General features: G+C 37.9%; 21 protein-coding genes and 1 tRNA gene. 6 read left to right on the top strand and 16 right to left on the bottom strand.

All coding sequences use genetic code 11. From position 1 onward, the window contains the following. Positions 1 to 238: 238 nt before the first annotated feature. From CPT03_RS13960 to atpD, 16 genes are all read right to left on the bottom strand, one after another. Positions 239 to 655 (bottom strand): hypothetical protein, encoded by a 417-nt coding sequence (locus CPT03_RS13960; protein ID WP_099439421.1) that lies wholly within the window; start codon positions 653 to 655, stop codon positions 239 to 241. 116 nt (positions 656 to 771) lie between these two features. Further along, complete coding sequence (gene ilvA, locus CPT03_RS13955) at positions 772 to 2019, bottom strand: threonine ammonia-lyase IlvA (protein ID WP_099439420.1); 1248 nt, start codon at positions 2017 to 2019, stop codon at positions 772 to 774. A 183-nt stretch (positions 2020 to 2202) separates the two neighbouring features. Further along, positions 2203 to 3261: a 3-isopropylmalate dehydrogenase gene (leuB, locus tag CPT03_RS13950; protein ID WP_099439419.1), complete on the bottom strand. Its 1059-nt coding sequence runs from the start codon at positions 3259 to 3261 to the stop codon at positions 2203 to 2205. 132 nt (positions 3262 to 3393) lie between these two features. Next, positions 3394 to 4911 carry an alpha-isopropylmalate synthase regulatory domain-containing protein gene (locus CPT03_RS13945; RefSeq protein ID WP_099439418.1) on the bottom strand — a complete coding sequence of 506 codons (1518 nt, stop codon included), beginning with the start codon at positions 4909 to 4911 and terminating at the stop codon, positions 3394 to 3396. A gap of 60 nt (positions 4912 to 4971) precedes the next feature. After that, positions 4972 to 5568, bottom strand: coding sequence for a 3-isopropylmalate dehydratase small subunit (gene leuD, locus CPT03_RS13940; RefSeq protein ID WP_099439417.1), 597 nt, complete (start codon positions 5566 to 5568; stop codon positions 4972 to 4974). 21 nt (positions 5569 to 5589) lie between these two features. Beyond that, positions 5590 to 7005 (bottom strand): 3-isopropylmalate dehydratase large subunit, encoded by a 1416-nt coding sequence (leuC, locus tag CPT03_RS13935; protein WP_099439416.1) that lies wholly within the window; start codon positions 7003 to 7005, stop codon positions 5590 to 5592. A gap of 41 nt (positions 7006 to 7046) precedes the next feature. Then, the gene (locus CPT03_RS13930; RefSeq protein ID WP_099439415.1) at positions 7047 to 8210 is read right to left on the bottom strand and encodes a 2-isopropylmalate synthase; all 1164 of its coding nucleotides are present in this window, start codon (positions 8208 to 8210) and stop codon (positions 7047 to 7049) included. 4 nt (positions 8211 to 8214) lie between these two features. Continuing rightward, positions 8215 to 9696: an ATP-binding cassette domain-containing protein gene (locus CPT03_RS13925; RefSeq protein WP_099439414.1), complete on the bottom strand. Its 1482-nt coding sequence runs from the start codon at positions 9694 to 9696 to the stop codon at positions 8215 to 8217. A 7-nt stretch (positions 9697 to 9703) separates the two neighbouring features. Further along, positions 9704 to 11185, bottom strand: a complete 1482-nt coding sequence (gene ilvC, locus CPT03_RS13920; RefSeq protein ID WP_099439413.1) for a ketol-acid reductoisomerase — start codon at positions 11183 to 11185, stop codon at positions 9704 to 9706. A gap of 35 nt (positions 11186 to 11220) precedes the next feature. Then, entirely contained in the window at positions 11221 to 11688 is a 468-nt protein-coding gene (locus CPT03_RS13915) for a DinB family protein (protein WP_099439412.1), read from the bottom strand. A 29-nt stretch (positions 11689 to 11717) separates the two neighbouring features. Beyond that, a complete protein-coding gene (gene ilvN, locus CPT03_RS13910) occupies positions 11718 to 12335 on the bottom strand; it encodes an acetolactate synthase small subunit (RefSeq protein WP_099439411.1) in 618 nt (205 codons plus the stop codon). 9 nt (positions 12336 to 12344) lie between these two features. Continuing rightward, positions 12345 to 14084 (bottom strand): biosynthetic-type acetolactate synthase large subunit, encoded by a 1740-nt coding sequence (ilvB, locus tag CPT03_RS13905; RefSeq protein ID WP_099439410.1) that lies wholly within the window; start codon positions 14082 to 14084, stop codon positions 12345 to 12347. Between the two features lie 34 nt (positions 14085 to 14118). Further along, on the bottom strand, positions 14119 to 15816 hold the full coding sequence (gene ilvD / locus CPT03_RS13900; protein ID WP_099439409.1) for a dihydroxy-acid dehydratase: 1698 nt from the start codon (positions 15814 to 15816) through the stop codon (positions 14119 to 14121). A gap of 39 nt (positions 15817 to 15855) precedes the next feature. Continuing rightward, positions 15856 to 16746, bottom strand: a complete 891-nt coding sequence (locus tag CPT03_RS13895) for a branched-chain amino acid transaminase (protein WP_099439408.1) — start codon at positions 16744 to 16746, stop codon at positions 15856 to 15858. A gap of 640 nt (positions 16747 to 17386) precedes the next feature. Continuing rightward, positions 17387 to 17629 carry an ATP synthase F1 subunit epsilon gene (gene atpC, locus CPT03_RS13890; RefSeq protein WP_099439407.1) on the bottom strand — a complete coding sequence of 81 codons (243 nt, stop codon included), beginning with the start codon at positions 17627 to 17629 and terminating at the stop codon, positions 17387 to 17389. A gap of 118 nt (positions 17630 to 17747) precedes the next feature. Continuing rightward, positions 17748 to 19250: a F0F1 ATP synthase subunit beta gene (gene atpD / locus CPT03_RS13885; protein ID WP_099439406.1), complete on the bottom strand. Its 1503-nt coding sequence runs from the start codon at positions 19248 to 19250 to the stop codon at positions 17748 to 17750. Between the two features lie 240 nt (positions 19251 to 19490). Here atpD and CPT03_RS13880 point away from each other — a divergent pair, with 240 nt between their 5' ends. The 6 genes from CPT03_RS13880 (at position 19491) to CPT03_RS13850 (ending at position 25015) form a co-directional block, all read left to right on the top strand. Further along, positions 19491 to 20399 (top strand): SDR family oxidoreductase, encoded by a 909-nt coding sequence (locus CPT03_RS13880; RefSeq protein WP_099439405.1) that lies wholly within the window; start codon positions 19491 to 19493, stop codon positions 20397 to 20399. 84 nt (positions 20400 to 20483) lie between these two features. Continuing rightward, positions 20484 to 20948: a redoxin domain-containing protein gene (locus tag CPT03_RS13875; RefSeq protein WP_099439404.1), complete on the top strand. Its 465-nt coding sequence runs from the start codon at positions 20484 to 20486 to the stop codon at positions 20946 to 20948. 111 nt (positions 20949 to 21059) lie between these two features. After that, a tRNA-Arg gene (locus tag CPT03_RS13870) sits at positions 21060 to 21133 on the top strand. Positions 21134 to 21353: 220 nt separating this feature from the next. Beyond that, on the top strand, positions 21354 to 21584 hold the full coding sequence (locus tag CPT03_RS13860) for a hypothetical protein (protein ID WP_099439402.1): 231 nt from the start codon (positions 21354 to 21356) through the stop codon (positions 21582 to 21584). A gap of 2 nt (positions 21585 to 21586) precedes the next feature. Next, on the top strand, positions 21587 to 21955 hold the full coding sequence (locus CPT03_RS13855) for a type II toxin-antitoxin system VapC family toxin (protein ID WP_099439401.1): 369 nt from the start codon (positions 21587 to 21589) through the stop codon (positions 21953 to 21955). 51 nt (positions 21956 to 22006) lie between these two features. Beyond that, positions 22007 to 25015: a DEAD/DEAH box helicase gene (locus CPT03_RS13850; RefSeq protein WP_245869841.1), complete on the top strand. Its 3009-nt coding sequence runs from the start codon at positions 22007 to 22009 to the stop codon at positions 25013 to 25015. The last annotated feature ends 658 nt before the right edge of the window (positions 25016 to 25673 follow it).

The following is a 25673-nucleotide window of genomic DNA, read 5'->3' as shown; positions in this document are numbered from 1 at the left end:
TTTAAAGTAATATTTAGGCATAATGGGATGATTTAAGCCGGTAAATATCTTCTAAAGTTCTAGAAGTGGTTTATTATTTGGTAGTTAATTCTAATATAGAAAATAAAGTTGAAACCTCGTTGGCACCTTGACACTTGTTCAGCGTAATTTTTTTGATACAAAAAAGCCAGCGCTTGATCAGTGCTGGCTTAAGAATATCATTGATTTTTAATCTTTATTCTGAAACTATTCCAGTAGTTTATGGTTGGAAGTTCGAAGGAATGATGATGACTTTTGCTGTAAGAGCCTTTGTAGGAGCGATAGGCGTTCTGTCTTGTTCATCAGGACTTTGAATATTGATCCTAATTTCTCCCTGCTTAAATTCAAAACTGTACGCGTCACGATTATACACGAAAGGTATTTGTCTTTGCACATTGCTATTACCGGGATCTGTCAGGTAAATTAAAACACCTTCATCATCCATAGTTACGCCATCTATTTCATTAATATCCAATATAGTGGTATAAGTAAAGCCATCTGCACTCAAAGTCCAGGAGTTTGGTTGAATTGTATAAATGAAAGTCCTGTTAGGCGTTTCATTGATGATAGTGTCTTTTTTGCACGACACCAGGCCTAGCGTGGTGGTACATAGGATTAAAAATAATAGCTTTTTCATGTGATTTGTGTGTTTTAAAATTAGTTAAGCAAATTTATTGCCACAAAAATCGGAGCATTGTATTTGCTTATTCTGTAATTAAAATGTTATGCAGAATATTGTTATTTACTATAAAGTTAAACCAAATATTCGAACAGTGTTTTGTCGTTGTTAAGTTCTATAATTTCAAACTTAAATTCTTTCATTCTTTGCACTAAAGCATTATAATCTGTGCGGTCAGTTAATTCAATACCAACTAAAGCAGGGCCATTTTCTTTATTGGTCTTTTTAATGAATTCGAAACGGGTAATGTCATCATGGGGGCCAAGTACATTATTTACAAAAAGCTTAAGTGCTCCTGGTCTTTGCGGAAAACGAACAATAAAGTAATGTTTAAGCCCTTCATAAAGTAAAGATTTCTCTTTAATTTCCTGCATGCGCTCGATGTCGTTATTACCACCGCTTATTACGCAAACTACGGTTTTTCCTTTTATTTTATCCTTACAAGCATCAAGAACTGCAACAGATAATGCCCCGGCAGGTTCTACTACAATTGCATCTTCGTTGTAAAGTTTTAATATGGTGGTACAAATTTTTCCTTCGGCAACCAGCAGCATACTTTCCAGCACTTTGGTGCAAAGGTCGTACGTTAAATTTCCTACGCGTTTTACTGAAGCACCATCAACAAAACGGTTTATTTCAGGTAAGGTTATCGGGCCACCATGTTCAAATGCTTTTAACATAGAAGGGGCACCCTCTGGCTCAACGCCTATTAGCTGTATAGCAGGATTTTCATTTTTTAAATAGCTTCCAACACCGGCGGCAAGTCCACCACCACCAATTGGCATCACAACTACTTCAACACCCGGCAAATCTTCCAGTATTTCTACACCCACGGTACCCTGGCCTTCAATAATGCTATAATTATCAAAAGGGGGTATAAAAGTCATATTGTGCTCCTTGGTATATGCCAGGGCTTCCATAAGGCAGTCGTCAAAGGTGTCGCCAACTAAAACAAGTTCTACGCTGCCATTGCCAAACATTTCTGTTTGTTTTACCTTTTGTCTTGGAGTAATTTCAGGCATAAAAATTACGCCTTTTGTGCCTAGTTTATCACAAGAAAAGGCGACTCCCTGCGCGTGATTACCTGCACTTGCACAAACAACTCCTCTGCTCAATTCTTCTGGGGTTAACTGGCTGATCATATTGTAAGCACCACGCAGTTTGTACGATCTTACAATTTGGAGGTCTTCACGTTTCAGGTATATTTCAGCTTCGTATTTTTCAGATAATTTGGAATTGTATATAAGTGGCGTATGTTTTACAACATCCGCTAATCGCTGTGATGCAGCCTTTGAGTCTAATTTAACAGGATTGTCTGTCATGTTGTGAAATATATAAGAGGCATTCTTGAAATTTGATCTTGCTTTTTTTAAGCGGTTATTCTGTAAACGTCGTCATCCTGAATTTATTTCAGGAGCCCGTTTTAGAATGCGATGTACGGGATTCTGAAATAAATTCAGGATGACGAGAGTTTTAACGAATTGATAATAAAAATTCGTTAGCTATTATATGTTTTTAGCCAACCAATCACCAACTTCGCTTGTTTTGTATGCTTTGTTTTTACCTGCAAGATCTTCTGTAACAATTCCTTCTGCAAGAGATTTGTTTACTACTGATCTGATCACTTCTGCTTCTTCTTTTAATCCGAATGCATCTTCAAACATCATTGCAGCTGATAATACAGTTGCCAATGGATTAGCAATATCTTTACCTGCAGCCTGAGGGTAAGAACCATGAATTGGCTCAAATAAAGAAGTGTGAACTCCAATTGATGAAGATGGCATTAAGCCCATTGAACCAGAAATTACAGAAGCTTCGTCGGTTAAAATATCACCAAATAAGTTCTCTGTTATTAAAACATCGTATGAACTTGGCCATTGTACTAAACGCATAGCAACTGCATCAACAAATTCATAGCTTACTGTAACCTCAGGGAAATCTTTTTCCATATCCTGTACGGTTTCTCTCCACAAACGTGATGTTTCCAATACGTTGGCTTTATCAACACAGCAAAGTTTTTTGCCACGTGCCATTGCCATTTCAAAGCCTAATTTAGCCAGGCGCTGAACTTCTTCTCTGGTATAAGTACAAGTATCGAAAGCAGTATTGCCATCATCTTTTCTACCTCTTTCGCCAAAATAGATACCCCCTGTTAATTCACGAAGGATAATAAGGTCTGTACCTTCTATACGCTCTCTTTTTAACGGAGAATTGTCAATTAAAGATGGGAAAGTAAATGTTGGGCGTACGTTTGCAAATAAACCCAGTTTTTTACGCATTTTTAGCAGTCCTTGTTCCGGACGAACGGTAGCTTTAGGATCATTATCGAAACGTGGATGACCAATAGCCCCAAATAAAACGGCATCGGCTGCCATACAGATATCGTGTGTTTCATCAGGGTAAGGTTCGCCAACGGCATCAATTGCAGCTGCACCGGTTAGGGCAGAGGTCCATACAATTTCGTGATTAAATTTTTGTGCTACGGCATTTGATACTTTAACTGCCTGATCAATTACCTCAGGTCCAATTCCGTCTCCCGCTAAAAGAGCGATATTAAGTTTCATATAGTTTAATTTTTGTTTTTAACTGCAAATGTAAATGTTATATAGTTGGTTCGTCATCCTGAATTTATTTCAGGATGACGAACACTTTAAAAAAGCGATCACTTTAAAAAAAGACCGCTTTATAGCAAATACTTAAATAATGTTCAACATTTTTTGGGTAGCCTTTATAGCACACACAGTCTGGTCTGAATCCAGACCTCTTGTTATGAATACTTTTTGGGCGGTTTCCCAGGTAATGATTGTTTCGCATAAAGCATCCGAGTTACTACCCGGAGCGATCCTTACGGCATAGTCAATCAGTTTTGGTAAACTTCTTTCCTTTTTGCCATAAACCTTAATTAATGCATTCATAAAGGCATCGAACTGGCCATCGCCTTGTGCATTTTCTTCGAACTTTTCTCCTTCAATTACTACAGAGATGGTGGCCGATGGGCGTAAACCCATTGCGTTGGTTAATACGTAAGATTCTACACTAACCTTTTCTTCATAAAGGCTGCTGTCTAATACGTCTGAAATAATGTAAGGAAGATCTTCTTTGGTTACGGTTTCTTTTTTGTCGCCTAATTCAATAACCCTTTGGGTAACTTTCTTCAGGTCGGCATCGTTTAGTTTTAGGCCTAATTCCTGCAGGTTTTTTTCAATATTGGCTTTGCCGGAAGTTTTTCCTAGTGCATAACTGCGTTTTCTGCCGAAACGTTCAGGTAGTAGATCGTTAAAGTAAAGGTTGTTTTTGTTGTCTCCATCAGCATGAATACCGGCTGTTTGGGTAAACACATTATCACCTACAATTGGTTTGTTTGAAGGGATTCTGACTCCCGAAAATGTTTCGACAAGCTTGCTGACTTTATAAATTGAAGATTCTTTAAGCTTTACTTCAACTTCGGGTGCAAAGTCATTAATTACTGCAATAGCACTGGCCATCGCGGCATTTCCTGCTCTTTCCCCCATTCCGTTTACTGTTAAATGCAAGCCATTTATCCCTGCTTTTACAGACTCTAAAACATTTGCGGTACCAAGGTCATAATCGTTATGAGCATGGAAATCGAAATGAGTATCCGGATATTTTGATTTAAGTTCAGTAATATATTTGAAGGTTTCGCCCGGAGTTAAAATTCCGAGTGTATCCGGTAATAATATCCTTTTTATGGGTTGGGTAGTTAGAAAATCTAAATACTGAAGTACGTATTCAGGTGAGTTACGCATACCGTTACTCCAATCTTCTAAATAAACATTGGTTGCAATATTGTTGGCAATTGCCAGGTCAATAACATGCTTTATTTCTGCAAAATGTTGTTCAGGTGTTTTTTTAAGCTGATGCGTTAAGTGATTTAAGGAACCTTTGGTTAGCAGGTTCTGAACTTTAACACCTGCTTTTAACATCCATTCAATAGAAACACCGTTATCTACGAAAGACAGTACTTCTATACGATCTGCATATCCGTTTGCTTCTGCCCAGTTTAAAACCGCTTTTACTGCCTGAAACTCTCCATCAGATACACGAGCAGAAGCAATTTCAGCCCTGTCAACATGGAGTTCTTCCAATAATAACTGGGCTATGGTTAACTTTTCTGAAATGGAAAAAGACACGCCCGATGTTTGTTCTCCATCGCGGAGCGTAGTATCCATTATCTCTATTTTCCTTCTTTCCATGAACTGGGATCTTGCTTTTAAAGTGTTCCATTTTAAAATGGAACACTTTCTATTATATATTTAAAGAGGGAGTTGCAATGCAAACTCCTGTATTTCTGGTTTTATGCTTTGCAGGTAATCGATGTCATCAAAACCGTTGAGCATGTTGTCTTTTTTATACGCGCTGATTTCGAATTTTTCTTTTTCGCCTGTTGCTAGAAGTGTAATGGTTTGTTCTGGTAAGTTTACTTCCAGTTCTGTATTAGGATCTGCAAAAATTGCAGCAAAGATCTTTTCAGAAAACTCTGCACTTACCTGTACCGGCAGTACGCCAATGTTAAGGCAGTTGTTTCTGAAGATATCAGCAAAAAAGCTGGATACCACACATCTGAATCCGTAATCGTAAACTGCCCAGGCAGCATGCTCTCTTGAAGAACCTGAGCCAAAGTTTTTACCACCCACAAGTATTTTTCCGCTGTAAACAGGGTTGTTTAATACAAAGTCTTTTTTTGGTGTATTATCTGGGTTGTATCTCCAGTCGCGGAAAAGGTTGTCGCCAAACCCAACGCGTTCTGTAGCTTTTAAAAAGCGGGCAGGAATTAACTGATCTGTATCCACGTTTTCAATTGGAAGTGGAACTGCAGTGCTTTTTAGTATGTCAAATTTATCGTAGGCCATTTTAATTTTTTAAGTGTGTTTTTAGACAAGTTCGTTAACGCTCTCAATGAATGTTCTAGGGTCTGTAACTACGCCGGTAACAGCAGCAGCAGCAGCAACAAGCGGACTGGCTAGCATAGTTCTTGAACCAGGACCTTGTCTTCCTTCAAAGTTTCTGTTCGAGGTACTTACAGCATATTTTCCTGCAGGTATTTTGTCATCGTTCATTGCTAAACATGCAGAGCATCCTGGTTGGCGTAATTCGAAGCCAGCTTCTGTTAAAATATCCAGTAAACCTTCTTCTTTGATCTGAGCTTCAACAATATGAGAACCCGGAACCAACCAAACGGTAACGTTATCAGCTTTATGTCTGCCTTTAACAATAGAAGTAAATGCTCTGAAATCTTCGATACGGCCGTTGGTACAGCTACCCACAAAAACGAAATCTATTTTTTTACCAATCATAGAATCTCCTTCAGAGAAGCCCATGTAACCTAATGATTTAGTATAGGTTGCTGCGCCACCTTCTGCATGGGCGGCATCAGGGATTTCGTGAGAAATTCCCATTCCCATTCCCGGATTTGTTCCGTAGGTGATCATTGGTTCAATTGAAGCGCCATCGAAAGTTAATTCTTTATCGAAAACTGCATCCGGATCAGTTTTTAGCGTTTTGTAATAGGCTAATGCTTTGTCCCATGCTTCACCTTTAGGGCTAAATTCGCGACCTTTTACGTAATTGATAGTGGTCTCGTCTGGAGCGATCATACCGCCACGGGCACCCATTTCAATACTTAGGTTACAAACAGTCATACGGCCTTCCATGGTCATGTTTTCGAAAACATCGCCTGCATACTCCACAAAGTATCCGGTTGCACCAGAAGTTGAAAGCTGAGAGATGATAAACAATGCAACGTCTTTAGGGGTAACACCAACACCTAATTTTCCATTAACATTGATGCGCATCTTTTTTGGTTTTGGCTGCATAATGCACTGAGTAGAAAGTACCATTTCTACTTCGGAAGTACCAATACCAAATGCAATAGCACCAAAAGCACCGTGAGTAGAGGTATGCGAATCGCCGCAAACTATAGTAGCACCTGGTTGTGTAATGCCATACTCCGGACCAACAACGTGTACAATACCATTTTTTTGGTGGCCTAAGCCCCAGTGGCTGATGCCATATTCATTAGAGTTAGACTCTAATGCTTTTAACTGGTTTGCAGAAAGAGGATCTGCAACCGGTAAATGCTGGTTAATTGTAGGCGTGTTATGATCTGCCGTAGCAAATGTACGCTCAGGATATAAAACTTTTATTCCTCTGCTTTTTAAACCTAAAAAGGCCACAGGACTTGTTACTTCGTGGATAAGGTGGCGATCAATAAATAGCACATCTGGGCCACCTTCAATTTTACGTACCACGTGAGTGTCCCACACCTTATCAAATAATGTTTTGCTCATTTTTTTCTTTTTTTATTATGAATCTTCTTATGAAATTGAGGTTAAGCTAATTGCTGCTTACCCATTAATAACAAAAGATCATCATCATTGATATCTAATTTACTATCTGCCACTGTAAGGAAACGCAGATAGGCTTCTCCTAATTCTTCTTTATTTAAAGTAAAACCTAAACGCTCTAAATGGAATTTTAAAGCATGGCGGCCACTGCGTGCGGTAAGTACAATACTTGCATCTGGGAAACCAACATCTTCAGGGCGAATAATTTCGTAGTTTTCGCGGTTTTTTAAGAAACCATCCTGGTGGATACCTGAGCTATGTGCAAAAGCATTGCTACCAACAATTGCTTTGTTTGGCTGTACCGGCATACGCATTTGCGAACTAACCATACGGCTTAGCTCATAAAAGTTTTTAGTATTGATATTGGTATGCAAGCCTAATGTTTGGTGTGTTTTTAAAATCATTACTACCTCTTCAATAGAGGTATTACCTGCGCGCTCACCAATGCCATTAATTGTGCCTTCAATTTGACGGGCACCGTTTTGTAATCCTGCAATTGAATTTGCTGTAGCTAAACCTAAATCATTATGGCAATGTACAGATATGATGGCATTGTCAATATTTTTTACGTTCTCTTTAAGGAACTTGATTTTGCGTCCGTATTGATCAGGTAAGCAATAACCATTTGTATCTGGTATGTTTACTACAGTAGCACCGGCAGCAATAACGGCTTCTACCATTTGGGCAAGAAAACGTTCATCGGCACGACCTGCATCTTCTGCATAGAATTCAATATCTTCTACAAATTGCTTGGCATATTTAACAGCTTCAACTGCACGTGCCAGAATATCTTCTCTTGTGCTGTTGAATTTATGTTTGATGTGCATATCGGACGAGCCAATACCTGTATGGATCCGTGGACGTTTTGCAAATTTTAATGCAGCTACTGCAGAATCTATATCGCCTTTATTTGCACGTGTAAGCGCACAGATGATAGGCTCAGATACGGCTTTAGAGAGCTCTACTACACTTTGGAAATCACCCGGGCTTGAAATGGGGAACCCTGCTTCAATAATGTCCACACCGAGGGTTTCCAATTCTTTGGCGATTTCTATTTTCTCTGGGGTTGTTAACTGGCAACCCGGGACTTGTTCACCATCACGCAACGTGGTGTCAAACACATAAACTCTATTTGGATCGTGTAACATACTTTTAGTTTTTAGTTAGTATAGGTTTTTTGTGCAATATTTCTACGGAATTAACCTCACCGTTTTCTAATAAAATTCTTTTTTCGATACAGCCAGGTATCTGCGATTCAAAATGACCAACGTAAATTAATGTTGTGCCATTTTTACATAATTCATCAACCAATTTGTTAAAATGCAGCGTTTGCTGCTGATCTAATCCCTGACATGGTTCATCCAATATCAACAACTCCGGATTCTTTACAATGGTACGGGCTAATAGTGCCAGCCTTTGTTTACCAAGAGGAAGTTCGTTCATCAAGGTATTTTTATAATCGTCTAAGCCGAAATAATGGATCAATTCGTCAGTTTGTGCTTTTTTTGAATATCCCGGATCGCAGAATAGGCCTGAGCTATCGTAAAAGCCAGAAACAATACTTTGCCAAACAGTTGCTGAAGGATCAAAATACCAGTGTAATTCTGGTGATATTAATCCAATTCGTTCTTTAATTTCCCAGATACTTTCTCCGCTACCTCTTTTGTTTCCAAACAAATGGAAATCATTGGCGTAAGCCTGAGGATGATCTCCACAGATTAAACTTAACAGGGTTGATTTTCCGGAACCATTATGACCATGCAATACCCATTTTTCTCCGGCTTTAACTTCCCAGTTGATATTTTTTAACACCTGTTTTTCGCCATAACTGATATTTACATTGATCATTCTGATGATTTCTTCGGACGATGTGTTGACAACTGTTTCATTCAGAAATGATGGAACAGGTTTATGGTGTGTTTCCGTATCATTCCATGTACGCTCATCAGCCGAAATTTCGACAAGTTTGCCTTGTTCAATTTTGGCAATGCGGTTGATGCAGCCAGGCAGCTCGGTTTCGTTGCTAATTAAGATCAATTGTGTTCCTTCATCAGAAATTTCCTGAAGTAGGGTGTTTAAGTTTTTACGGGAAAGTACATCGAGACCGTTGTAAGGCAAATCGAGGATTAACAATTGAGGCTTTAACCATAACGCTTTAACCAACTGTAGTTTTTTATGTTCTCCGCTGGATAACTGTATAAGTGTAGCCGTTTTTAATTTTGAAAATCCTAAGGCATTTAAAACTTTATCTGCTTCATTAAATGAAAGAGAATGTTTTTTGCCAAAGCTTTCCAATTCAGCTTTTACCGTGGCTGTGGTTTCTGTTGATTGTTTATTGTAACGCTGCTGATAGTAGAAATTAGATTGACCTTCTAAGTCTTTAAATTGAAACCAATTGGCTACATAATAAACTATAGCAGGTAAGCTGCTTTGTTGATTAAAGTTGATTTCAATATTGCTGTAGCTATGGCCTATACCGGCCATAGCTTTAGCTAATGTTGTTTTGCCACTTCCGCTTGCGCCGCACAATAACCAATTCTCACTACGATTTATAGTCCAGTTCAAATCCTTTAACACAGGTTTGTGCTGATACTTTAAATTTAGTTTTGTGATATGGACGACGGGCTGTGACATTTATTATTTATGCTGTTTTTATAGATTTCATCGCAGTCATTGCTTTTCTTAATCTAGCGCCTACTACTTCAACTTCATGACTGCGAAGTGCTTCATTAATTGCAATTAATGTTCTGTTATCAACTGAACCATCTTTACCTTCGTTAAAGTTTTTACCTACCAGGTCAGTATCTACTTTAGTCATGAAATCAGCTAGTAAAGGTTTACAAGCATAATCAAACAGGTAGCAACCGTACTCGGCAGTGTCAGAGATAACACGGTTCATTTCGAATAATTTTTTACGTGCAATGGTGTTTGCAATAAGTGGAGTTTCGTGTAATGACTCATAGTAAGCAGATTCTGGTTTAATACCAGCTTGTACCATTGTTTCGAAAGCCAATTCAACACCAGCTCTAACAAAAGCAACCATTAAAGTATAGTTGTCAAAATATTCTTGCTCACCTATTTTTACATCACCTGCAGGAGTTTTTTCGAAAGCAGTTTCTCCTGTAGCTGCACGCCATGCTAATAAGTTTTTATCGCCGGCAGCCCAGTCTTCCATCATTGTGCGGCTAAATTCGCCACTCATGATGTCATCCTGATGTTTTTGGAATAGCGGACGCATAATGTCTTTCAATTCTTCTGAGATTTCAAAAGCTTTGATTTTAGCTACGTTGCTTAATCTGTCCATCATGCCCGAAACACCACCATGTTTTAATGCTTCAGTAATTACTTCAACACCGTATTGAACAAGTTTAGAAGCGTAACCAGCATCAATTCCTTTTTCAACCATTTTATCAAATGAAAGAATTGAACCGGTTTGTAATAAACCACAAAGAATAGTTTGCTCGCCCATTAAATCTGATTTCACTTCGGCAACAAAAGATGATTTTAATACACCAGCTCTATGGCCGCCAGTTCCAACGCAGTAAGCTTTAGCTTGTGCTAAGCCTTTTCCTTCAGGATCGTTCTCAGGGTGTACCGCAATAAGGGTAGGTACGCCAAAACCTCTTACATATTCTGCTCTTACCTCACTTCCAGGGCATTTTGGAGCTACCATGATTACGGTAATATCTTTACGGATCTGCATTCCTTCTTCCACAATGTTAAAACCGTGCGAGTACAATAAAGTAGCACCTTGTTTCATTAATGGCATAATTGCAGTTACAACTGCAGTATGTTGTTTATCAGGAGTAAGGTTAATAACTACATCGGCTGTAGGGATTAATTCTTCGTAAGTGCCAACAGTAAAGTTGTTTTCTGTGGCATTTTTCCATGAATCTCTTTTGCCTTCAATAGCTTCTTTTCTTAATGTATAGGCAACATTTAAACCACTATCTCTTAAATTTAAACCTTGGTTAAGGCCTTGTGCTCCACAACCTACAATTACCAGTTTTTTTCCTTTTAGTGCATTTACGCCATCAAGAAATTCTGAACTGTCCATGAAATCGCAAACACCCAATTGGTTTAATTTTTCTCTAAGAGGTAATGTGTTAAAATAATTTGACATCGTTTTATCGGTTTTTTTGTTGTTAAGATTCTTATTTACTTTTTGTTTAATGCTTTTTTAATTGATGACGCACATCCGTAATGAAAGGCATCATGTATTGGAAAAAACTGAATTGCTTCGGCCGTGCTGTTTAATTCAACTCCATAACTGGTGATAAAACCATGGTAATTTACGAAAACATTATTGCTTAGGTCTGTAGCAAGCTCATCTATTGTGTTGAGCATCAATTCTTTTAAATTGTTTATTTCTTCAGCTGTGATGAACTTTTCAGGTTTTGTTCCTTTTTGATAAGACAAAATATATTGAGGATCTATTGAAGGGGTAAGCCCCGCAAGTTTGTAGCAAAGTAATTGCTGGCTAACTATTATATGCCCGAAATTCCAGATCATATTGTTGTTAAAACCTGCTGGCACCTCATTTAATTCTTCAACTGTTGAGGTTTCAATCAACTGTATGAAGTTTTTTCTGGTCTGTCTTATGGTATTAAAAAGATAGTTTTCCATTTTATTGTTCTTATTCACTTTGCAGTGAATTACATGCTAAATACATTCTTTTCCTGATCTAAGAATTCGTTTTCTATCACATCCTCGCCAGGTTCTCTGCGCTCAAATTCTCTTAGCTTACGGTTAAAACCTTCGCTGTCTTTAATAATTGCGACCCTGGCGCTTCTTACAAATTCTATTAATCCGTGTGGTTGTAAAACCTCAATCAGTTTATCAGTTTCTTCTCTGTGACCGGTAGTTTCAAAAACAGTATAATCTTTACGGATCACAACTGCTCTTGCTCCATTTTCGCGAAGTAAACGCTCTACAGATACTTTCTCTGCAATAGTGTCTGTAGGTACTTTATATAATGCCATTTCCTGCCAGATGATATCTTCGTTTGTATTATAATATACTTTTAATACTTCTACCTGTTTTTCTATCTGACGGGCTAATTTACGAACAACCTCTTCAGTTTCATGAATCAAAATATTGAAACGGTGAATGTGTTCAATTTCTGAAGGCGAGGTGTTTAAACTTTCAATATTAATTTTTCTTCTGGAGAAGATGATGGCTATACGGTTAAGTATGCCTATTCTATTTTCGGTATAAGCAGTAATCGTAAATTCCTGTTTTCCGTTTATTTCTATGTCGTTGGAATTGCTCATGATCTTTAATTATTTAAGTCTGATTTCACTTACGCTACTACCTTGTGGAACCATTGGAAACACATTATTTTCTTTTGCTACCATTACCTCCAAAAGGTATGAACCTTTGTGGTTCAACATTTCTTGTAGTGCTGCAACAAGGTCTTCGCGCTCTGAAACTTTTTTACCTGCGATGTAGTAAGAATCAGCAAGTTTTACAAAGTCAGGACTGGTAATGTCAACAAAAGAATAACGCTTTTCGTGAAACAATTGCTGCCACTGACGAACCATACCTAAGAATCTGTTATTCAGAATCATGATTTTAACATCGATACCGCTTTGCATAATGGTACCTAATTCCTGACAAGTCATCTGGAAACCACCATCGCCAATAATGGCAACTACTGTACGCTCCGGGGCACCAAATTTAGCCCCAATTGCAGCTGGTAAACCAAAGCCCATTGTGCCTAAACCACCGCTGGTAATATTGCTTCTGGTTTGGTTAAACTTGGCATAACGGCAGGCAACCATTTGATGCTGGCCAACATCGGTAACAATAACAGCATCACCTTTGGTTAGGTCATTTAATTTATTGATAACCTCGCCCATGGTAAGCTCACCACTTTCTGGGTTTAGTTCTTTTTGTATTACTGTTTCTTGTTCAGTTTCATCAAAAGCCCTGAATTCTTCTACCCATTCGCTATGTGACTTCTGATCAACCAAAGCAGTTAACAATGGTAAAGTCTCTTTACAATCGCCCCAAACAGGTACATCAGCCTTTACGTTTTTATCGATTTCAGCAGGGTCAATATCCAAATGAATAACTTTTGCCTGTTTTGCATATTTATCTAAGCGACCCGTAACCCTGTCGTCGAAACGCATACCGATTGCGATTAAAACATCGCAGGCATTGGTTTGTACGTTGGGGCCATAGTTTCCGTGCATACCTAGCATACCAACATTTAATGGGTGGTCTGTAGGAATTGCACCTGCACCTAATATGGTCCATGCTGCCGGAATACCGCTTTTTTCTACAAAAGCCTTAAATTCTTGCTCAGCAGTACCTAATAATACACCTTGCCCGAATAGGATGAAAGGTTTTTTTGCACCATTAATTAACGCAGCAGCCTGCTCGATATACTCTTTTCTAATTAGTGGTTTCGGGCGGTAGCTACGGATATGTTCGCAAGGAGTATATCCTTCGTATTCGAACATCTGTAACTGCGCATTTTTAGTAATGTCTATTAAAACCGGTCCTGGTCTTCCACTGCGTGCAATGTAAAAAGCTTTTGCTAGTACACTAGGGATTTCATTGGCATCGGTCACCTGATAGTTCCATTTTGTTACCGGAGTAGTGATGTTAATTACATCGGTTTCCTGGAAGGCATCTGTTCCTAAAAATTGTGCAAATACCTGACCGGTAATGCAAACCATAGGAGTGCTGTCTATCTGGGCATCGGCTAAACCGGTAACAAGGTTTGTTGCGCCGGGGCCGCTGGTTGCAAAAACAACGCCTACTTTACCCGAAGTACGTGCGTAACCCTGACCAGCATGCGTGCCGCCTTGTTCATGACGCACTAGAATATGTTGTAATTTATCTTTGTAATCGTATAATGCATCATAAATAGGCATGATGGCTCCGCCTGGGTAACCAAAAATAGTATCGGTACCCTCAGCTATTAATCCTTCCAATAAAGCTACAGAACCTGAAACGGTAGTTGTTTTTTTTGGCTCTGTTAAGGTTGTTGTTTCCTCGTGTGCTGTATCCATTGTTGTATATTTAGGTATAGGGGTTTCTAATTAATTAATCGTTGTAAGCATCAGTAACACAGCCTTCGCTTGCATTGCTTACTTGTTTAAGGTATTTATAGAGTACTCCTTTGGTGACGGGCGGTGGTAGTTGTTTCCAAACCGCACGGCGGGTAGCCAGTTGTTCATCAGTTAAATGAACATCTATTGAGTTGTTTACTGCATCGATAGTAATGATATCGTCGTCATGAACCAAGGCGATGTTTCCGCCATCCCATGCTTCAGGAGTGATGTGGCCTACTACAAAACCGTGAGTACCACCAGAAAAACGACCATCTGTAATTAAAGCAACAGTTTTGCCCAGGCCTGCACCTATAATAACAGAGGTAGGTTTTAGCATTTCGGGCATACCAGGTGCTCCTTTAGGACCTACCTGTCTGATTACTACTACGTCTCCGCTTTTTACTTTTCCGCTTTGGATTCCAGCAATCAGTTTTTGTTCTCCGTCAAATACACGGGCAGGGCCTACAAATTTTTCGCCTTCTTTACCGCTGATTTTAGCTACAGCACCTTTAGTGGCAAGGTTGCCGTAAAGCATTTGTAAGTGTCCTGTTTCTTTAATCGGTTCAGTTACAGGGAATATGATTTTTTGTTTGTCGAAATCAAGATCTACTGCATCAGCAACGTTCTCTGCTAAGGTTTTGCCGGTAACGGTAATGCAATCGCCATGAACTAAGCCAACTTTTATTAAATATTTTAATACTGCAGGTACACCACCAATTTCATGTAAATCTTCCATCAGATAAGTTCCGCTTGGTTTTAAATCGCCAAGTACAGGAGTGCTGTCGCTGATTTTTTGGAAGTCGCTAAGTTGTAAGTTTAAGCCTACAGATTTAGCCATTGCAATTAAGTGCAATACTGCATTTGTAGAACCACCTAAAACCATAACGGTTACTATAGCATTATGGAAAGATCTTTCAGTCATGATATCTGAAGGAAGGATATTTTTTTCTAACAGAATTCTGATGGCTTTACCAGCTTCCAGGCATTCATTTCTTTTTTCTTCACTTAATGCAGGGTAGGATGAGCTATAAGGTAAACTCATACCTAATGCTTCGATAGCAGATGCCATAGTATTAGCTGTATACATACCGCCACATGCACCTGCACCGGGGCAAGCATTTTTGATTACGCCCTGAAAATCTTCTTCTTCTAAGTTGCCAGCTAATTTTTGTCCTAGTGCCTCGAAAGCTGAAACGATATTCAATGCTTTTCCTTTATAGTTTCCGGAGTGGATACTTCCACCATAAACCATAATAGCAGGGCGATTTAAACGACCCATTGCCATGATAGATCCCGGCATATTTTTATCGCAACCAGGTATAGTGATTAACCCATCGTAGTATTGTCCACCACAAATGGTTTCAATTGAATCGGCAATAACATCTCTTGATACTAAAGAGTAACGCATTCCCTCTGTTCCGTTTGACATACCATCACTAACACCAATAGTGCTGAATGTTAAACCGACCATGTCATTTTTCCATACACCATCTTTAACGATTTTGGCTAAATCATTTAAATGCATGTTGCAGGTGTTTCCATCATAACCCATGCTGGCAATACCAACCTGAGCTTTATCCATATCTGCTTTAGTTAAACCAATTCCGTACAACATTGCCTGTGCAGCTGGTTGTGTTGGGTCTTGTGTGAAAGTTTTACTGTAGCGATTGATTTCTGGTGTTTGTGACATATTATATGGTTAGGTCTTTTTTGTTATTTATTATAATAGTTATATGATTACTTCGTAATTCTGTTTTTCTAATACTAAAGATCTATAGGTACGTTGTATTGTTGCACCTACAGTCTCCGTCCATTTTAATGGGAATGTATATTCATCAATAGATGCAATTCCTGCAATTTCAGTAGCTGTGCCACAGAAAAAAGCACTGTCTGCATGTTTCAGGTCTTTTACCGATAGGTGTTTTTCTATGATTTCTATATCTAAAATATGACATAGTTCTATTACCGTTGCGCGGGTAATACCCGGTAAAATGTTTCCAAGAGGAGGGGTGTATAGTTTGCCGTTTTTTTCGATAAAGATATTGGCTCCCGGAGCTTCGGCAACATTGCCATACATATCAAGTAACAATGCTTCATCAAATCCTTTACTTTTGGCCTCTGTAGTGGCGAGTATTGAGTTAACATAGTTGCCGCTTACCTTAGCCTCGATTGGTGTTGATTTTGGATTCGGACGCTCAAAACTTGATACAGATACTTTAAGCAACTTATGCCCAAGATAGGCTTCCCATTCCCAGGCACAGATCATAATTGAGGCTTCTTTTGCCGCAATCAATGACATGGCAGGAGGACAGTATACTAATGGACGAACGTATGCGTCTTTTAAGTTGTTGATTTCCAGTAGTCTGTATGTTTGTTTTATTAATTTATTTATGTCCCAGGTAAATGGAATATGAACTAATTCAGCAGAGCGTTTTAACCTTTCGAAATGCTCTCTGGCTTTAAAAATACGGGTTCCATTATGTGTGGAATAAGCCCTGATTCCTTCAAAAACTGCATAGCCGTAATGTAACGACTGACCATACAAATCGGCATTTGTATCGGCCGATTTTTCGAACCGCCCATTTAGGTAAAGTATGGTATTTGAATTAAAGTATTGCATTTTTTTGTCAGGTATGTTTTGTATTTTAGATGTTTCATTAAAAAAGCGCCACTTTTGGTGGCGCTTAGTATATTTTAAGTATTAAATATTTCTTTACAGCGCCTTATTCTTCTGAATAATCAGAAGGAGAATTAGGTTAACAATTACAGTAAATAAGACGTTGACTGAAAGGTTCATATCGTTGTTTAATTTCTTGTTGTTTTATAGAATCCAATTTACCGCTTGGTAGTTAAACTATCAATAGGTGAATGAAAATAAATGAAAAAAAATATAATTCTTTATTTTTGTTGTATTGCAGAATATAATTCTAATTTATTATGCAAATTCATATCTTAACGTGGTGACTGCTATACCAAATATGAAATCGGTATTCGGTATAGGTGTTATGCTAGCATTATAAATTTGTGTATTTTCTTCTTAAAATGTGGAAAACTCTAAAAAAGTTGATTGAAATATTGGTTTTTTTTGAGGGTATTTTTCATAAAGCGATGATTATTCTGAGCACTTAGGATGAGGCACTAGTAAGAGTTCCTTTCTCTTGAGGGATACTGAAATAAGTTCAGGGAGGACGAGAATACAAAATAAATAAAAAGCCCTTTGAAATTTTCAAAGGGCTTTTAGAATATTGTATAATTAAATATTAGGCAACCCCTTCGGCTAACACAATAATTTTATTTTTTAAAGCTTCAACAACGCCACCTTTAATAGTAAAGGTTTGATCGCCGGTTTTGCATTTAATAATTACAGGTCCATCTTCTAAAGTTGAAATAATAGGTGCATGGTCATGTAGTATCTGAAAAGATCCCATGGTACCAGGAACAGTAACAGCTGTTACATCACCTTCAAAAACTTTCTTATCTGGGGTTAATATTTCTAAAGTCATTTTGTTAGTAGTTAGTATTTAGTAGTTAGTAGCTAGACTATTTCTACTCAAATAAATTAATGAAATTAGTACTTAGTTTAGAGATATGATCTATATACTAAGTACTAACTACTATGTACTAATTAGATTCTGCTAATAGTTTTTTACCTTTTTCAATAGCCTCTTCGATGCTTCCAACTAAGTTAAATGCAGCTTCAGGATATTCATCAACTTCACCATCCATGATCATGTTAAATCCTTTGATAGTGTCTTTAATGTCAACCAATACACCTTTTAAGCCTGTAAATTGCTCAGCAACGTGGAATGGCTGAGACAAGAAACGCTGAACACGACGTGCGCGAGATACAACTAATTTATCTTCTTCAGATAACTCGTCCATACCAAGGATTGCAATGATATCTTGTAATTCTTTGTAACGTTGTAATGTTTCTTTAACGCGTTGAGCTGTGTTGTAGTGCTCATCACCTAAAACAGCTGGAGATAAGATACGTGAAGTAGAATCCAACGGATCCACAGCAGGGTAGATACCTAACTCAGCAATTTTACGAGATAATACTGTTGTCGCATCTAAGTGGGCGAATGTTGTAGCCGGAGCAGGGTCAGTTAAATCGTCGGCAGGTACGTATACAGCCTGTACAGAAGTAATTGAACCACGTTTAGTTGAAGTAATACGCTCTTGCATTAAACCCATCTCAGTAGCAAGGGTTGGTTGGTAACCTACAGCTGAAGGCATACGGCCTAATAGTGCAGATACCTCAGAACCAGCCTGAGTGAAACGGAAGATGTTATCAACGAAGAAAAGGATGTCTTTTCCAGCGCCTTCGCCATCACCATCACGGAAATATTCAGCAACTGTTAATCCTGATAATGCTACACGAGCACGTGCACCAGGAGGCTCGTTCATTTGACCGAAAACCAATGTTGCTTTTGATTCTTTTAATTTTTCAGTATCAACTTTACTTAAATCCCATCCACCTTTTTCCATTGAATGAAGGAAGTCTTCGCCATAATTGATTACGCCAGATTCGATAAACTCACGTAAAAGGTCATTACCTTCACGAGTACGCTCACCAACACCAGCAAATACAGATAGACCAGCATAAGCTTTTGCGATGTTGTTTACCAACTCCATGATCAATACTGTTTTACCTACCCCAGCACCACCGAACAAACCGATTTTACCACCTTTTGCATAAGGCTCTAATAAGTCGATTACTTTAATACCTGTAAAAAGTACTTCAGTTTCAGTTGATAATTCATCAAACTTAGGAGGAGCATTGTGGATTGGTCTGCCACCAGTTTTGCTAACTGAATTGATACCATCAATAGCCTCACCAACCACATTGAATAAACGACCTTTAATTTGATCGCCAACTGGCATTTGAATAGGAGAACCAGTATCTAATGCTTTCATTCCACGAACCAAACCATCGGTTGAGTCCATTGCAATTGCACGTACGCGGTCTTCACCAAGATGTTGTTGAACTTCTAAAACGACTTTCTGTCCGTTTTCTTTTTCAATCTCTAATGCAGAGAAAATTTGAGGTAAATGAGCATCGTCAGCAAAACTCACGTCAACTACCGGTCCTATAATCTGCGCTATTTTTCCAATGTTAGGCATATATTGTTTTGGGTAAAATTATAAATATCAATTTGTTAAAGGCTGTTTTATGGGCCTACAATTCGGTTTGCAAAGTTAAAATTTTTATACAAGAAATACATATATAAATAAAAAGTTTTTCCACAGTTTTTTAATCAATATTTTAGCGAGTATTATTGAGGCTTTAATTATGCCTTTTAAAGCGTTAAATAGTGATTTTTTGCTGCTTTAGCAGCTGTTGAAAATTGTAAATAAACATTAATGAAAACCATATTAGTTACAGGAAGTAACGGCCTACTGGGTCAGAAAATAACAGAGCGTTTATCTGTTACTAAGCAATTTAAGTTAATTGCAACATCAAAAGGAGCTAATCGTTTTCCTGTTAAGGATGGATATACGTACGCTGAAATGGATATTCTGAATCGAGAGAATGTAATGGAAGTTGTTGGGCGTTATAAGCCTGATGCTATTATTCATACGGCGGCTATGACTAATGTGGATACCTGTGAAGATCAGAAGGAGCTTGCTTATCAATTAAATGTGGAATCGGTAAAAACACTGATCTCTGTTTGCGAAGCTCATGATATTCAGTTAGTGCATTTATCAACCGACTTTATTTTTGATGGAGCAAAAGGGCCATATGCTGAAGATGCGGAGCCGAATCCATTAAGTTACTATGGACATACAAAATTAGAGGCAGAGCGTGTTGTTGAAGTTTCTAATTGCAGGTGGACAATTTTACGTACTATATTAGTATATGGTATAGTAAGTGATATGAGCAGAAGCAATATTGTGTTGTGGGCAAAAGGTGCTTTAGAAAAAGGTTCGCCAATAAAGGTGGTTAACGATCAGTGGCGGATGCCAACGCTTGCAGAGGATTTGGCGGATTGTTGTTTGCTCGCAGTTGAAAAGGATGCTAAGGGTATATATAATGCTTCTGGAAAAGACATGATGAGTATTTCTGAACTGGTGGCAAGAGTAGCCGATTATTGGAAGCTCAATAAAAGTGTAATTAATGAAATAAGCGCAGAGGCACTTAACCAAACAGCAAAACGACCTGTAAGGACCGGTTTTATTTTGGATAAAACAATCCATGATCTAGGTTATAAGCCACATAGTTTTGATGAAGGATTGGCAATTGTAGACCAGCAACTAAAGACACAGGGGTAGAGGGGTCAGCCGTTTCTCATCTTTTGGTGTTTGATTTGAAAGCAGAGAAGCACAAATTTATATTTGAACTATAAACTTAATTATATGACATTACAAGTTGGCGATAGCGCCCCGGATTTTAAATTATTCAGTTCTGAGTTGAAAGAAGTATCACTTTCAGATTATCAAGGAAAAAAAGTTGTAGTACATTTTTTTCCTATGGCATTTACAGGTGTTTGCACTGCGCAGTTGTGTACAATGAGAGATAGCTTTGGTTATTATGAAGGAATGAATGCATCAGTTGTCGGTATTTCTGTTGATTCTCCATTTACCCTGGCTAAATTCAAAGAAGATCAAGCTTATCAGTTTCCATTACTTTCTGACTTTAACAAAGAAATCTCTCAATCTTATGGTGCATTTTATGAAGATTTCGTGTTTAATTTAAAGGGAGTGTCAAAAAGAGGAGCCTTTGTTATTGATGAAAATGGAAAAATTATCCATGCAGAAGTTTTAGAAGATGCACGTGATATGCCTGATTTTGATGCAATTAAGAAAGCAATAGAAGTTTAGTGCTATTCTGCAGGAGTAATGCTTTGAATAATTTTGTAAAAAATATTGCTATTTTGAATTCGAAGCATTACTTTTGCAGTCCGTTAACGAAACGGATTTATAATAAAAGACGCATTTGTAGCTCAACTGGATAGAGCATCTCACTACGGATGAGAAGGTTTGGGGTTCGAATCCCTACAAGTGCACGAATCCTCTTTACAGAACGTAGAGAGGGTTTTTTGTTTTTACTCAATCTGAAATGTCGCTCTATTGTGTGAAAAAGCGCGATTCATGGTTCGATATCCGAAAAGGTTATGTTTGCCGAATTCAAACCGATTGTATCCCCACGGAATTTTTTTCTTTCCATGGAGCATGCCAAAAACTTTATTTTTAGTATTTTTGTATATATCATAATGGCATATTACTATGGAGCTCATTTTAAAATCGAATAACGAAGAAAGTTTAGCAAAAATTATTGCTTTAGCTAAGAAGTTAAACGTTGTGATTGAAAAGAAGAATGCTGATTTTAATAAGACTACTAGGATTAATCTGAAAAACCGTATTCTGAATTTCAAAGCCACAGGGTCTTCTTCTTTTGGTGATGCAGCGGAATGGGAGCAACACCAACGTTCAGATCGTGAGTTACCTTTTTCATAGGAATGGCTTTTCTTTTAGATAGTAATGTAATTATTTATTCTTATTCAAGCGAGTACGAATATTTAAGGGAGTTAATTATCAATGAATCCTGTACAGTGTCAGAAATTTCCAGAGTTGAAGTCCTCGGTTATCATGGGTTGAAGAAGGAGGAAGAGAAGTATTTTAAGGATATTTTTGAATACGCACCCGTAATTCTTCCTGACCAGGATATTTTTGATAGAGCTATTGAAATCCGGAAGAAGTATAATTTGAAGCTAGGTGATAGCTTAATTGCTGCTACAGCATCAGTACATGGGCTTGAGATTTACACCCGGAATTTAAGCGACTTCGAAAGAGTTAGGGGATTAAAATGTGTTAATCCGATTCGTTAAGCTGTCAATTTTAATTGAATAGAATGATCATTTGTGCTAACGTGAAATAAGTTGGATAATTTTTCGATCATACAGAATATCTCATTATATAAGTCTTTGTTCAAAGGGCGTGAAGATGTTTATGCGATTCATTGGTCAAAGGGAAATAAGAGTGGTTACATGCCTGCTAAGTTATATGATCCCTACTTCAACAAGATTTACAAGAAGAGCACAACGCCAGCTGGTTCGGAAACAATAAATTATCTTCCCCTGACTGATGATCAGATTCAGAGACATCTTGAAGGTAGACAGTTAATAGGATTATATCCACTTTTACAAGATAATACATCTTGGCTGATTGCCGCGGATTTTGATAAAAATAGTTGGCTGGAAGACTGCAGAAGTTTCATTGCCATCTGTGCAAGCTATAATATCCCTGTTTATCTGGAACGTTCGCGTAGTGGCAAAGGTGGGCATGTTTGGATATTTTTTACCCAACCATATCCGGCTTTTAAGAGCAGAATAATTGTACTTACTTTATTAGAGAGAGTAGGGATAGTCTCTATTTTTGACAAAAATTCTAGTTTTGACAGGCTTTTTCCCAATCAGGATAAACATTCCGGCAAAGGTTTTGGGAACTTGATAGCCTTGCCTTTGTATAAACCTGTATTTGAATTTGGTAGCAGTTGCTTCATTGTGCCTGAAACAGCTATCCCTTACGCAGATCAATGGGAGTTTCTACGTAACATTAGCCGGATTTCTACAAATGATTTAGACCAGATATTTCTTTCACTGACCAACTCCAAAAGTGAAAGTGCAGTTGATTTTGGAAAGCTTGTAATTAAGTTGTCAAACACTATTGAAATCAATCGAAATGGAATGAGTATTGCCTTGACGTCTTATCTAAAAGATGAACTTAATTTTTTCAATGCAGACTTTATCATTAAAAAGAATAGCGGCAGGAGTACGTTTGGAACAAAGAGATATTTTAAATTTATTGAGGAGGTAAATGAATACGCTATTATTCCAAAGGGTTTTATTAGGAAGTTATTAGTTTATTGCATTAAAAATAATATTCAATACCAGCTAGACGATAATAGGAAGTTACTTACTCCTGCAAGTTTTTCATTTCATGCTTCTTTACGAGAATATCAGTTACCTGCGGTAGAGGCTGCATCTAAAAAGGATATAGGTATAATAGTTGCACCACCTGGTTCTGGGAAAACTGTTGTTGGTCTTAAAATCATTGCTGATAAACAACAGCCTGCATTAATTGTCGTTCATCGCAATCAATTGGCAGACCAATGGGCAGAAAGAATTGAAGCATTTCTAGGAATCTCAAAGCAAGATATTGGAAGGATAGGACAAGGCAAAACAAAAATAGGGAAACAGGTTACAATTGCAATGATACAAAGCTTAGGCAAAGAATTACAAAAGCCTGATGCAGATAAACTGGTTCGAAGTTTCGGAATTATTATTGTTGATGAATGTCACCATATTGCAGCGGAAACGTTTAAAAATGCGGTATCACTTTTCCATTCTTACTATTTGTACGGTCTTACTGCTACACCCTTTCGGAAAAACAGTGATGATAGACTGATCTCAGTACATCTCGGAGAAGTAATTTCAGAAATGAAATCCAGCGACAAGGGAGTGCCCGAACAACCCGAGATTATCATAAGAAATACAGCTTTAAACGTAGCATACAATGCGAAAACAGATCGCTTTGAAACACTATCAAATATACTTATTCATGATTCTGAAAGAAATAAGCTGATTTTAAAGGATGTAACTTTTCAATTGAGTACAGGAAAGCGAGTTGTTATACTTACCGAGAGAAAAGAGCATATTGAAACCCTAGAGCAATATTTAAAACAATCTTTTGAGACAATTACATTAAGTGGCGACGATTCGGAATCCAGCCGTAACACTAAATGGAAGATATTGAAGTCCGGTAACTACCAGATACTTATTACAACTGGACAATTTTTTGGAGAAGGATCCGACCTTCATAATGCCCAATGTTTATTTTTAGTCTATCCATTTTCTTTCGAAGGCAAACTGATTCAATATATTGGTCGTGTACAGCGTTCTGAATTAACTCCTGTGATTTATGACTACAGGGACATTAAGATTGATTATTTAAATTCGATGTTTCTTAAAAGGAACGTTTACTACAAAAAATTGATACGACATAGGACATTATTTGACGATGTTATCGAAGCTGATGAAAAGGTAGAGCCCGTAGGTGATGTAGTAAGTCCCTTTAAAGATCAAATCATTGAACGGAATATTAAACTTGCCATTGAATCACTTGATTTTATATATGGTGGGGTAGTCTTTAGTGAATTTATAAAGGAGATAGGACAAGAGGTTTCATTTGGTATTGAGAATCTCCATATGCGCCCGGAATTCGATGTCTTGAAGTTGTACTTTGAGAAATTTTTGAATTCCAAAACGATTATAGTATCAATCTGTATAGTAATAGAGAAAGGCATTGTAGTAGGCAAATCAGCAACATGCGAGGACATTAAAAAACTGGATCGTGAAGTTGTAGACAGCGTACGCTTTCGTTTTGCTGAAAAGAACTTATTTAAGAAAGGTAATTTTTTAGGTAAGAATATTGAACTGTCACAGCTTAGTGTCAGCGATGCTAGTCAGACATTATATGAATCTGGCGAAGAATTATTAAACGATGTGTTGAATAGAGGGAATTATCGGCATAAAATACAGCTAAGATATTTATCAGATCTACATTTAGGAAATGTATTGAAAATAAGGTTTGTGTTAAGTCCGTTTGCTTTTGTCTTTCTTCTAGCTGGAAAGGAGCAATATCATATCGTCATGGAGACACTGGATACGGATGAAGCTACTTATATATGGCATACGTCAAAAGAAATTTTGGAGCTCAAAAATACGCTTCACAGTATTGATAAGGATCTTAATCAAATTCGAAACGAAGGGAGATCTACATTTTTACACTCAGCGCCGGTAAATTTCAGTCGAGTATTGCATGATTACTCTGACGAACGAAAAGGATTTGTGATCTGGAAAGATGATTTGGAGCAGCATTTGAATTAACCAAAATATTTTATCATCACTAGGGGATGAATGTCCATAGTAGTGATGAATCAATAACTGCTCATCTTTAGTAGGGATGATTTTGAAGTTTCATCACTAGCAAAATCACCCCATTAAGACAAAAAATGAATTTTTATAGATTAGTCACTCTTGTATTTTGTAAAACCATTTTCTGCCCATATTTGCGTTAAAGGCTTATCTCTCCTTTCCTGGTTGGTGTAACACCGTTTATAACGAAGCTTGAAATCTCTACTAAGGGGCTCACTGTGGAATAGTGTGTCCAAGTTTGCAATTTTCTTCAAATCATCCAAAAATTGGTTCGAGAATAGTCCAGTAAAGTGCACTTGAAGGGGGAATTGAAAAATTCTCCCTTTTTTTTGTGTGCCGGGCATGGCAATCAGCTCTAGGGTGCAAGTCCCGAACACACTTTGCAGTAGGAAGTGTTAGCCAATAGCAAGGGTGTCGCAGGCGACTGCGAATCCGAAGGAAGCTGGCGGCAAATATGGGGACTTACGAACAGGAACTGTATATAAGGCGAGGTGATATGGGTGATGTTGCAAGACAAACAAAAGCCCTATACTGCACAGAATATCACTACGTAGATACAGAGGTCACATCCATAGAAAGCGGGTTGCCTTACCCCGGGAGATCTCCCTAT

Source organism: Pedobacter ginsengisoli, from assembly GCF_002736205.1.
In the GTDB taxonomy this organism is placed as follows: Bacteria; Bacteroidota; Bacteroidia; order Sphingobacteriales; family Sphingobacteriaceae; genus Pedobacter; species Pedobacter ginsengisoli_A.
Note: the sequence above shows the minus strand (reverse complement) of the source record. Positions and strands in the feature narration are given on the sequence as shown.